General features: G+C 46.7%; 13 protein-coding genes and 1 pseudogene. 13 read left to right on the top strand and 1 reads right to left on the bottom strand.

Annotation, left to right across the window (positions count from 1 at the left end; translation table 11 throughout):
• The first annotated feature begins 692 nt into the window (after positions 1-692).
• The 13 genes and pseudogenes from ATHL_RS05860 (at position 693) to ATHL_RS05815 (ending at position 9,794) form a co-directional block, all read left to right on the top strand.
• A complete protein-coding gene (locus tag ATHL_RS05860) occupies positions 693-1,043 on the top strand; it encodes an RHS repeat-associated core domain-containing protein (protein ID WP_084001209.1) in 351 nt (116 codons plus the stop codon).
• 98 nt (positions 1,044-1,141) lie between these two features.
• Positions 1,142-1,444: a hypothetical protein gene (locus ATHL_RS18820; protein ID WP_162787607.1), complete on the top strand. Its 303-nt coding sequence runs from the start codon at positions 1,142-1,144 to the stop codon at positions 1,442-1,444.
• A gap of 121 nt (positions 1,445-1,565) precedes the next feature.
• Positions 1,566-2,033: a hypothetical protein gene (locus ATHL_RS05855; RefSeq protein ID WP_062190752.1), complete on the top strand. Its 468-nt coding sequence runs from the start codon at positions 1,566-1,568 to the stop codon at positions 2,031-2,033.
• A 360-nt stretch (positions 2,034-2,393) separates the two neighbouring features.
• Entirely contained in the window at positions 2,394-3,275 is an 882-nt protein-coding gene (locus ATHL_RS05850) for an RHS repeat-associated core domain-containing protein (protein WP_062190750.1), read from the top strand.
• Positions 3,276-3,291: 16 nt separating this feature from the next.
• Positions 3,292-3,708 (top strand): hypothetical protein, encoded by a 417-nt coding sequence (locus ATHL_RS18815; protein ID WP_201797940.1) that lies wholly within the window; start codon positions 3,292-3,294, stop codon positions 3,706-3,708.
• Between the two features lie 42 nt (positions 3,709-3,750).
• The gene (locus ATHL_RS05845) at positions 3,751-4,791 is read left to right on the top strand and encodes an RHS repeat-associated core domain-containing protein (RefSeq protein WP_084001208.1); all 1,041 of its coding nucleotides are present in this window, start codon (positions 3,751-3,753) and stop codon (positions 4,789-4,791) included.
• Positions 4,792-4,808: 17 nt separating this feature from the next.
• Positions 4,809-5,225, top strand: a complete 417-nt coding sequence (locus ATHL_RS05840; protein ID WP_062190746.1) for a hypothetical protein — start codon at positions 4,809-4,811, stop codon at positions 5,223-5,225.
• Positions 5,226-5,340: 115 nt separating this feature from the next.
• Positions 5,341-6,552: a polymorphic toxin type 44 domain-containing protein gene (locus tag ATHL_RS05835; RefSeq protein WP_062190744.1), complete on the top strand. Its 1,212-nt coding sequence runs from the start codon at positions 5,341-5,343 to the stop codon at positions 6,550-6,552.
• 10 nt (positions 6,553-6,562) lie between these two features.
• Positions 6,563-7,129, top strand: coding sequence for a hypothetical protein (locus tag ATHL_RS05830; RefSeq protein WP_062190742.1), 567 nt, complete (start codon positions 6,563-6,565; stop codon positions 7,127-7,129).
• A 116-nt stretch (positions 7,130-7,245) separates the two neighbouring features.
• Positions 7,246-7,476 (top strand): annotated as a pseudogene (locus tag ATHL_RS19815) (RHS repeat-associated core domain-containing protein); the annotation flags it as partial.
• 51 nt (positions 7,477-7,527) lie between these two features.
• The gene (locus tag ATHL_RS05825) at positions 7,528-8,211 is read left to right on the top strand and encodes a peptidoglycan recognition protein family protein (protein ID WP_236822336.1); all 684 of its coding nucleotides are present in this window, start codon (positions 7,528-7,530) and stop codon (positions 8,209-8,211) included.
• Entirely contained in the window at positions 8,208-8,588 is a 381-nt protein-coding gene (locus ATHL_RS05820) for a hypothetical protein (RefSeq protein WP_062190732.1), read from the top strand. The genes ATHL_RS05825 and ATHL_RS05820 overlap by 4 nt, the downstream gene beginning before the upstream one ends.
• Positions 8,589-8,690: 102 nt before the next feature.
• On the top strand, positions 8,691-9,794 hold the full coding sequence (locus ATHL_RS05815) for an RHS repeat-associated core domain-containing protein (RefSeq protein ID WP_062190730.1): 1,104 nt from the start codon (positions 8,691-8,693) through the stop codon (positions 9,792-9,794).
• An 85-nt stretch (positions 9,795-9,879) separates the two neighbouring features.
• Here ATHL_RS05815 and ATHL_RS05810 read toward each other — a convergent pair.
• Positions 9,880-10,727: IS982 family transposase (locus ATHL_RS05810; RefSeq protein ID WP_114679469.1), on the bottom strand; the 848-nt coding region annotated here is incomplete at its 5' end.

The raw sequence follows: 10,727 nt of genomic DNA, 5'->3' as shown, positions 1-10,727 counted from the left end.
TGGGCGTACCACGCAGTGAATTCGTCCAGTACCGCTTGGTAGCGTGTCACCGTGCGCGGGCTGGTAAGGGTGGCAAGGAAGTCATTTACAGGGTTCATCGCCGGTTTTCCTTTCCTCAAAAAACATTGTGCGACACGGTTTACACCCCTTTTCAGCCCCCAAAACCGGGCTTTTGGCGGGTTTTTTGGGTGTTTTGTGTCGTACAATATCTATTTGTACGACTATATTATGCGACATACAAAGCGAGTGATATTCATCACGATCCTTGCATGACATTGTAATATTCAGCCATTTTCACCGGTTTCCAGCCTCTATTGAAGCCTGTTTTGAAGCCTCCCCCCCTCTACAATCATTGGTAAATAAATTGACAAAGTAAATATATCTACAAACGATCAAACTTCTGCTTCAATGAATCCATGTAGAGGAGAAACCATGTGGGCCATCGCTCGTATCTATAAGCAGATTGTGAATGGATTTGTCATCCTGGCAGTGCTCTTAAGCCTTCTTTCCGCCGCCGTGCCGGTTTCTTCGAAGGTGTTTTCTCAAGCCAAACAAGGCTCAAGTGGTCGGATTCGCTATGGCAGCGAATGGCGTACACTTCTACAAGTAGCACGGTCTACTTCCTGCTGGGTGACCACCTGGGGAGCGTTAGTGTGGTGACGGACGCCGCAACGGGTGCGGTGGTGGGCTAGATCAGGTACTCGGCCTACGGTGAGGAGCGTTACACGAGCGGCATGACCCCTACGAACTACCGCTACACGGGCCAGCTCTCCAGGATGACGGAGATTGGGCTGTATCACTACGGCGCTCGCTGGTTCGACCCGGCGCTGGCCCATTTCGTTCAGGCGGATACGGTGGTGCCCGACGCGTCCAATCCCGCGATGTTTGATCGGTTCGCCTATACGCGAAATAATCCAATTCGTTACAATGACCCCACGGGCCACGATGTGGGCTGCAGCGCCATTAACCCTGATTATCTAGATATAAACGGATTGACTGAACGGTCTAAAGTAGAGATGAAATTAGCGGTAGTAAAAAAATAAAAAATAATGGATGGGATAGAGTACCGATTGTTTCTGATGTTCGCGGAATTGTTCGTGGTGCTCAGGTAGCAAAATGGGCAGCTGAACAGCCTGAGTTTATGAAGCAACAACATGAATTACAAAGCTGGTATGACAATTGTTATGGTCAATGTCATTATACAGAGACCATTAAGAATGATCCAGGCCCTTCCCTGGCTGGTGGACTAATGCCAGACATACCTTTGGTGGATATTTATAGTGAAAGTATGGGTGAAATTGGGGGAAATGTTATTGATCTAGGCTTGACGGCTATTACTACAAAAATTACCCTAATCGGATACACAAGTTTTCTCTCATGGGGGGACAAGTTGGCATTTTGGTCTGGAGACTTCAAAAAACATGAATATCGTTCATGTGGGTAACCATCCTGAATATGGTACTCATATTGCCTTTGGTGCCATAAGGCCGTTTGTGGCCGATCTACACATATACTTGCAAAGTTCTTTTCCCTTTTTTAGGATATGGAGACCGTGAGGTAGTGCAATGAAAATGAGTTTCGAATCGGATTTGTTGGTGCCGTCTATTTCACAATTCATTTCTATCCTCACCGATAGAGCCAAAGTTTGCGTCAAAGATATTCGGTATGATAAACCAATTGGAATTGTTGAGGTGTCCATGCAGAGAAGAGAACTCACAGGATTTAAAAAGTCTTTGCTAGGTGAAGGACAACCGGTTTACAGTCAGAAGATGATTAAATCCTTGTTGAAGATTAGGAATGTGGAGGAAATGAAGCTTGAAATCAATGATAGACTGGCGACAGATTGTAATTCATGTTTCACAGTTATGCTTGGGTTGAAGATAGACAATAATCAGCTGTATCTCGGATCTGTTGAAGAAATACAAGGAAATATTCTTTGCCAGATAATTATTAGGGTTAAAAAAATAGACATTGAATTTTGCGATGAGATAGATTCCGTATCTCGAGAGCATCTGATGAGCCTTTCGAAGTGACCTGGATATATACATAATGTCAGGGATTTGTTGGACGAGTCTTTGAAAACCGCTCATTAATAAACAAATATTCACCACCTGAAACTCCTCGCTTTCAGGCGCTTCATTGCTATTCAGTTTTCCTGCATCACATCGTGAACCGCTGCTTCCCGCATGTCAAGATGAAAGAGAGCTGCAAGCCCGGTTCCTGACCTCTGGTTATGCCAGGCAAGGTCAGGTAAGGTCAGGTAAGTTCGTTAACCCTCGCAGTCCTTAGAGCTTTACGCAAGATCACTCGATCTTTGGGAAGCCGCTCATTTGTTTGCCACATCGGGAAGTTTCGAGTGCGGCAGTTTCACCTTCTTGCGCGAGTAGATACAGATGGCGGAGATTGGGTTGTACTACTACGGCGCTCGCTGGTTCGACCCGGCGCTGGCCCATTTCGTTCAGGCGGATACCATCGTGCCAGAGACGGGCAATCCCCTGGCATGGGATCGATATCTATATACCCTTGGAAACCCGATTATCTACAATGACCCGACCGGACATGATGTGGGCTGCAGCGGAAGAGATGCCAGCCAGTGTGTTTCGTATAGCAAAGTAAATTCAACGGTTATAAGAAGACAAATCCTTGATAAACATAACCAGTTGGTTTCACTGATCAGGCAAGGTAGAATCTCGGATTTGATTGGCTTCAGTCAATTAGTAGAATTTGCGGCATCTTATACTCCATACAATGCTCGTGATTTCACCCAAAATGCAGGTGCCGTACTAACCGGTCATGCTTCGGGGCATGCGGCTGGAAATGAGGTTCGTATCCAAATTCAAAATCATATGGCGGAGAGAGGGGTATTATTTGACTTGAATGCAGAATACACTCCTGAATATTTGTCGATAGCAAGCCAAGGAGAATTAATGCAATCAGGATACGACAGTACATTTCAGGATCCCGGTGCAGGAGGTAATCAAGCCCATCATTATTGGTTCTTTGTCCAGGTTGGTTATGAAAGTTCATTCCCCGTTGGCGTTGTTGGTAGTGCACTCCATGAGACAATAGTGGCAAATGATCGTGCTGGAATGTCGTACGAAGATTATGCCCTGGGAGTGGAAGGAGCTAAATTGGGCGAATTGTTGGCATGGGGGATCATTGGGCCAAAAGAGGCAGGGGCTTATATCTATCACAGCCTGTCTCCTGGATCCCCTGCTGCCTATTACTGGGCCCATCCAATCCAACCCACCATGAATTTACATTTCTTTCCATAAGAGTAAGCGAGGCAAGATGAAATTCCTCATTCGTAGATGGAAATGCATTGGAATTAGCGGAATGATTTTATTAACATTATGTTGCTTAGCTTTTTCAACTTATAAGTATATTGTGTGGAATGAAAGGGATGAGTGTTTTGCTCGTCTTGCAAAGGAATATAATGTCGATCCAACTTTCATTTCAATCGGCAACGCTGTACAGGAACAATTACAGCCAGAGCTGAAATATGGTATGGGGCAGAGTGAAACTCACTCCGTACTCTCTCGAATTGCTCCAATTCAGACTTCGAGTTTAGGAAGATCTATTGATGGAGGATTGGTTGAATTGATTTATATAAAGGTTTGTAGATACCCAGAAAATAATCTAACCTATATGATTACCTATTCTAATGAGGGAACCTTCCAGGAAATCAGACTTTATTGGGACGATTAATTATCCCTGGTATCCACTAATCGCATATGTAGCATAAATATAATGGAGGTAGACCGGCACAACGATGGCTTGGCGATATCACCTACTTGGCAACACCAGCATCCTCACCGATTTTGCTGGGCATGGTTCTGTGAGTTACGTTACTCAGCCTACGGGGAAGAGCGTTACACGAGCGGCATGACCCCTACGAACTACCGCTACACGGGCCAGCTCTCCAGGCTGGCGGAGATTGGGCTGTACCACTACGGCGCTCGCTGGTTCGACCCGGCGATAGCCCATTTCGTCCAGGCGGATACGGTGGTGCCCGACGCGTCCAATCCCGCGACGTTTGATCGGTTCGCCTATACGCGAAATAATCCGATTCGTTACAACGACCCCACGGGCCATGATGTGGGTTGTGGAGGAAGAGATGGTAGTGATTGTATTTCTGCTGGAAAAATAAATCCGACCGTGGTTCGCAGACAACTTTTGGAAAAGCATCACCAATTAGTGTCCCGGGTACGAAGTGGTCAAATCAATGATCGAGAAGGATTGGCTACATTAGCCAAATACGCAGCATCATTTACACCAAATGCTTCTTCAGAATTTATTGAGAATTTAGGTTCGGTTTTAACAGGACACGATTCAGGTAATGCTGCCCTCAACGAAGTTAAGATCCAAATTGGATCCATCCTAAAAAACAAAGGGCTCTCTTATGATCCAGGAGTGAATTACTCTGAAGGATATACAGAGATAGCAGGAAATGCTGAATTAATGCAAAGTGGTTATTCTGGAGCTTTCCAAGATCCCGGTGTTGGTCAAAATCAAGCCCATCATTATTGGTTCTTCATTCAAGTAGGATATGAAAATGGGTTGTTCGCAGGTGTTATTGGTAGCGCTCTTCATGAGACAATATTCGCAAAAGATAATGCTGGAAAATCCTATGAAGATTATGCTTTAGGTGTTCAGGGTGTAATTTTGGGAAAAGCCTTACGAGTAGGTTTTATTGAGCCAAATTCTGTGGGCGATTTCATAAACACCTCTCTATCCCCGGGTTCATACTCCTCTTACTATTGGGAACATCCAGTTCCCTACATCCCCTGATCAGGTAAGGTGCAACCATGAAAATCGCGAACCGTCGGATAAAGATGCTATTGTTAGGGGGGGTGGTGTTTGGATGTATATGCTGCTTTGTATTCTTAATTTATAGGTTTACAATGTGGCGAGAAAACGAAATTTGCTATGAAAGATTAGCAAGTGAATTCTCAGTTAGCCCAACTTATGCGGAAATCGGAAGTGCGATTTTGGATCGTATAAAAGGTCAAACCGGACCCCATCCGAATCGTTCCGAGATTCTATCTTCTATGTCGTTGCTTGCTCCTATTATTGAACATGAAAAAATACCACTTTCGAATGGCGATATAAAGCAGATAGTGACTCTAAACACCTGCAAATTCACGGAAAACGGGTTTGATTTTATCCTTATTTTTTCTAAAGAAGATTTGGTAATCGACTTATTATTGTATCTAGACGATTGATTGAGATCGCCAATAACAATGGATCGGCAATTATGATTGATTTATTTTGTACGTTTCCAACCGAATATCGTGAAAGACTCTCCTACCACTGGAGGCAGACCTGCGGAGGCGGCGGGTGTTCCCACAGAGCCGCGTGCCCGGGTTGAACCTGGCCACGTTGCTGAACAGTGTCAAAGCCCTGCTCCGCGCGCCGGTGACGTGGCTGGGGGAATTGTTCGGCGGAGTGGAGTTAGCGGCCTTGGTGCCGGTCAAGATATATATCGAAGAACTGCAAACTGAGACCCATCCGCCTGCCGGACAGGTATGGAAGAACTACATTCTGGTGGGCGGGCAAAGGGTGGCGGTGCGAGAGTACACTTCTACAAGTAGCACGGTCTACTTCCTGCTGGGTGACCACCTGGGGAGCGTTAGTGTTGTGACCGACGCCGCAACAGGGGTGGTGGTGGGCCAGATCAGGTACTCAGCCTACGGGGAGGAACGCTACACGAGCGGCATGACCCCCACCGACTACCGCTACACGGGCCAGCTCTCCAGGATGACGGAGATTGGGCTGTACCACTACGGTGCTCGCTGGTTCGACCCGGCGCTGGCCCATTTCGTCCAGGCGGATACGGTAGTGCCCGACGCGTCTAATCCCGCGACGTTTGATCGGTTTGCCTATACGCGAAACAATCCGATTCGTTACAATGACCCCACGGGCCATGATGTGGGTTGCACCGGGTATGACGCAAGTCGTTGCGAAGGTATCTATAACAATCTGGGAAAACAACTCCAAAAACGGGAGTATACCATTCCTCCGGTAGTGAAATACATCACTGATGAGATAAGGAAGAACATTCAAGGGGATACCGTTAGAGGGTTGAAAGCCTTAAACAAGCAAAATACGACGGCTCCTAAATTGATCGCATTAGCGGTGTGGGCCTCAAAAGTAGCCCCAGGTCAGGAATGGGATCACAAGCCGGATATACAAGCGATGGAGAAGGATGCTAGTAGAGATCCGGAATTTCAACAAGCTGGAACAAAGGCATATAAATATGATACATGGTCAAATATTCATTACGGATTTGTAGGTACGGAGGCCGGTTTTGATCAAGATACATTATTAGATGGTGCTGGAGTTGCACAATTTATTGTCGATCTAATCAAAGCTAATAGGGATCCAGTAGCAGATCTAGGAGTAAAAGGCGCGAGAAAGTATGATCAACTCCAAGATAGAGTTACGATCCAAATTGGTATTGACTTATGGAACCAATATGGAGCGGATTTGCAACCGGAAGATATTATTTGGGTTATTGAGCACACTTCTGGTATCGAGACGAGACCGTAAAGAGTGATTCATGAAAATGAAAAAACGGACACTGATTTTTGGGCCTCTCCTTTTTGTCTTGCTGTGTGTTTGGGGCTATTTCTTAATGGAGAATTCTAGCTTTGGTAGTCATCCAGTTGATGATATCGATCTTCTTCTTATCGACGATAAGGATTTACCGACAGGATGGGCTTTTGAATATAAATTGCCTATTACAGGAGAGTATGATTATGGCGAGAAGAATATGATGGTTGCGTATTCGCGTGAATCCGAAAAAGGTTTTGCGCGTCAATACATATATCATTTTCGAAATTCTCTCGCCGCAGATTATTCTTATTACTTTATTAAAAAGAGGTTACCACTTGTTCAAAAAAACACGATTGATTATGTGAACTATAAAAGCCAAATCGCAGAAAGGTGGTATTTGGCTTGTGAACAACCCGATTCACACACAATTGTGTGTGATACCTTGAGTAGGTATGATGATTTCATAATCCTCTTTTCAATCTCAGTTGAAAATGACAAATTTACCCCTGAGCAATTAATATCGATTTTAGAATCTATCGATAGACGAATGGCAAAATTATTCGAAGGATAAACTTTGAGATCACTTTATACCTCAAGGAAGCCATTACTCGACAGCAAGAGTACACTTCGACCAACCCAACCGGCACGGTCTACTTCCTGCTGGGTGACCATCTGGGGAGCGTTAGTGTGGTGACCGACGCCGAAACGGGGGCGGTGGTGGGCCAGATCAGGTACTCGGCCTACGGGGAGGAGCGCTACACGAGCGGCATGACCCCCACCGACTACCGCTACACGGGTCAGCTCTCCAGGCTGGCGGAGATTGGGTTGTACCACTACGGCGCTCGCTGGTTTGATCCGGAGATAGCCCATTTCGTCCAGGCGGATACGGTGGTGCCCGACGCGTCCAATCCCGCGACGTTTGACCGGTTCGCCTATACGCGAAACAATCCGATTCGTTACAATGACCCCATGGGCCATGATGTGGGATGTAGTGCAGCAGATCCGAAGTGTAAAAGCACGAATACCATTTCTCCCCCAAAAATCACGAAACCCTATATCATATCGAGAAGAAATTGGGGAGCGCTCGTTCCAGGAAGTAAAGGTGGAGGCGAAGGATTATTCAATCGCGAATCAAATCCTGGCGGATACGCAAAGTATTCAGATTTATACCCAAGTAAATCTTTATCCGATGTGCTTGATACCGTTGTTTTCCATCATGAAGGGAATCAGCAAACATATGATGTTGCTCAGGTTCAAAAGGACGAGATGGAAGGAGGAGCTTATGATATTGCATATCATTATGTAGTTGGGGCAGATGGGTCAATTTATGAAGGTAGAGATATTGGTGTTCGTGGCGCTCATGTACCTGACACAAATTCTGGCAAGATTGGAATTCTTTGGCTTGGAGATTTTGAGCCTGGAATGGCATTCGAAAGCGGACTAAGATTGCCGTTTGATATTAATGGAAATGATCCTCGACCTACGACGGCACAAATTGAAGCTTCGGTCAATCTAGTGAGTTGGTTGGATCAAGAATATGGTATTGACTCTGCATATGGGCATACCGAGCTTTATAGAAAATCAGTATGTCCTGGCTCAAATGCCATGCCATTCATTTCGATCTTTCGAGCATTAGTACAGGAGATTCGATGAGAAGGCTACTTCGTATTGTTATGTTTTTGGTTTTACTTTTGAACCTCCTAGGATGCACTCGGAACGAGGGGTTCAGTGCACAAGAGGAAATAACTGACGGTCAGACAAAGGGTGAACAAGTTGTTCAAGCTTTGGAAAAATATCATGTAGATAAAGGTAGGTATCCTGAATATTTACAAGATTTAATTCCCAATTACCTCGAGGAAGTTCCCATGACCCTGGCTAAGAAGGAATTCAAATATGAGGGATCTCAAAGCGATACCTTCTATCTATCTTTTCCTGTTACAAAGAAGAAAGATGTTGGATCAGGCACAATATGTACTTACATTAAGCGACTAGAAGGGTGGGATTGCTCACAATCCTTTGAAAAGGAGTAGGGTTTCATTCATCGCTTAATCGATGCGTTTTTTGATCTTTACCAACCGAATATCGTGGTAGCCTGAGGTTACCCCCCGGAGGCAGACCTGCGGAGGCGGCGGGTGTTCCCACAGGGCCGCGTGCCCGGGTTGAACCTGGCCACGTTGCTGAACAGTGTCAAAGCCCTGCTCCGCGCGCCGGTGACGTGGCTCGGGGAATTGTTTGGCGGAGCGAAGCAGGCGGCGCTTGTGCCGCTATTGATACATGTAGAAGAACTGCAAACTGAGACCCATCCGCCTGCCGGACAGGTATGGAAGAACTACATTCTGGTGGGCGGGCAAAGGGTGGCGATGCGGGAGTACACTTCTACAAGTAGCACGGTCTACTTCCTGCTGGGTGACCACCTGGGGAGCGTTAGTGTGGTGACCGACGCCGCAACGGGGGCGGTGGTGGGCCAGATCAGGTACTCGGCCTACGGGGAAGAGCGCTACACGAGTGGCATGACCCCCACCGACTACCGCTACACGGGCCAGCTCTCCAGGCTGGCGGAGATTGGGCTGTACCACTACGGCGCTCGCTGGTTCGACCCGGAGATAGCCCATTTCGTCCAGGCGGATACCATCGTGCCGGGAACGGGCAATCCCCTGGCATGGGATCGGTATCTATATACCCTTGGAAACCCGATTATCTACAATGACCCGATCGGACATGATGTGGGCTGCGGCGGAAGAGATGCCAGCCAGTGTGTTTCGTATGGCAAAGTAAATTCAACGGTTATAAGAAGACAAATCCTTGATAAACATAACCAGTTGGTTTCACTGATCAGGCAAGGTAGAATCTCGGATTTGATTGGCTTCAGTCAATTAGTAGAATTTGCGGCATCTTATACTCCATACAATGCTCGTGATTTCACCCAAAATGCAGGTGCCGTACTAACCGGTCATGCTTCGGGGCATGCGGCTGGAAATGAGGTTCGTATCCAAATTCAAAATCATATGGCGGAGAGAGGGGTATTATTTGACTTGAATGCAGAATACACTCCTGAATATTTGTCGATAGCAAGCCAAGGAGAATTAATGCAATCAGGATACGACAGTACATTTCAGGATCCCGGTGCAGGAGGTAATCAAGCCCATCATTATTGGTTCTTTGTCCAGGTTGGTTATGAAAGTTCATTCCCCGTTGGCGTTGTTGGTAGTGCACTCCACTCTTTCCATAAAAGTTAGCGAGGCAAGATGAAATTCCTCATTCGTAGATGGAAATGCATTGGAATGAGCGGAATGATTTTATTAACATTAACGTGAGTTCGGGTTAGGCGGGCAAGGGCAGGCAATTGTCCAAGCCCAAAGAAGGTTTTGACGGTCGGCGGCAGTAAGCGATCAAGCCGCACAGGACATTAACAAAGAAGTTGGTGATACTGCGATGGCGCGAATGCTCGATTTGGGAGATATTCTTGAGTTGGTCAATGATGGTTTCAATGATCGCCCGGCGACGCAGCAGGATGCGATCGGTCATCGTCATTAGTTGGTTCTTCATATTGCCGCGCAACTTGGTGATAAGTTGGACATCAAATAGCTCACGTAAGGCTTGCGCTAGGGGTTGGGAAATATACCCTTTATCGCCGAAGAGCTTGCCAAACAGGTTCTTGACCAGTCGCGAAACTGGTTTGCGGTCATCCACATTGCCAGGCGTAATGCAGAATGACAAGATTTCGCCCCGATCATTGACCACCAGGTGCAGCTTGAAGCCGAAGAACCAGCCAGTAGAGGTTTTGCCACGCTTGGCCAGCCCGGCAAAAACCTTGTGAGTGTGGATGCGCTGGTTGAGACAGACATCCAGCGAGGTCGAATCGATGAACGAGATACCCGTGCAATGACCCAGGCAACAGGTGCGCAGATACATGATCAATGGCACCAATGCGGAGGGTATGTACTCTACAAAACGCGTGTAACTGACCAGTCCTGGAAACTCGGCTCGCCACGATTTTAACACCTGCTCACAGTAGTAGGCTTTGAAGTCCCGGTAGTGGGATTGGTGAAAGGCAATGAGGATGGTCATAATCTCACTGATGGTCAATGAACGAGCCCGTTGGCGCTGCTTCTGCCCACTGGCCAGCAGTTGCTGGTTCCAAATGGGTAGAAATGCCTGGCAGAAATCAT

It is taken from the genome of Anaerolinea thermolimosa (assembly GCF_001050195.2).
Classification (GTDB): Bacteria; Chloroflexota; Anaerolineae; order Anaerolineales; family Anaerolineaceae; genus Anaerolinea; species Anaerolinea thermolimosa.
The sequence above is the reverse complement of the archived record's forward strand: the minus strand, read 5'-3'. Positions and strand labels throughout refer to the sequence as shown.

Coding starts and splice junctions, on each gene's coding strand:
- ATHL_RS18820 (WP_162787607.1), top strand. CDS start 1,142: ATGAAGCAACAACATGAATTACAAAGCTGGTATGACAATTGTTATGGT.
- ATHL_RS05855 (WP_062190752.1), top strand. CDS start 1,566: ATGAAAATGAGTTTCGAATCGGATTTGTTGGTGCCGTCTATTTCACAA.
- ATHL_RS05850 (WP_062190750.1), top strand. CDS start 2,394: ATGGCGGAGATTGGGTTGTACTACTACGGCGCTCGCTGGTTCGACCCG.
- ATHL_RS18815 (WP_201797940.1), top strand. CDS start 3,292: ATGAAATTCCTCATTCGTAGATGGAAATGCATTGGAATTAGCGGAATG.
- ATHL_RS05845 (WP_084001208.1), top strand. CDS start 3,751: ATGGAGGTAGACCGGCACAACGATGGCTTGGCGATATCACCTACTTGG.
- ATHL_RS05840 (WP_062190746.1), top strand. CDS start 4,809: ATGAAAATCGCGAACCGTCGGATAAAGATGCTATTGTTAGGGGGGGTG.
- ATHL_RS05830 (WP_062190742.1), top strand. CDS start 6,563: ATGAAAATGAAAAAACGGACACTGATTTTTGGGCCTCTCCTTTTTGTC.
- ATHL_RS05825 (WP_236822336.1), top strand. CDS start 7,528: ATGGGCCATGATGTGGGATGTAGTGCAGCAGATCCGAAGTGTAAAAGC.
- ATHL_RS05820 (WP_062190732.1), top strand. CDS start 8,208: ATGAGAAGGCTACTTCGTATTGTTATGTTTTTGGTTTTACTTTTGAAC.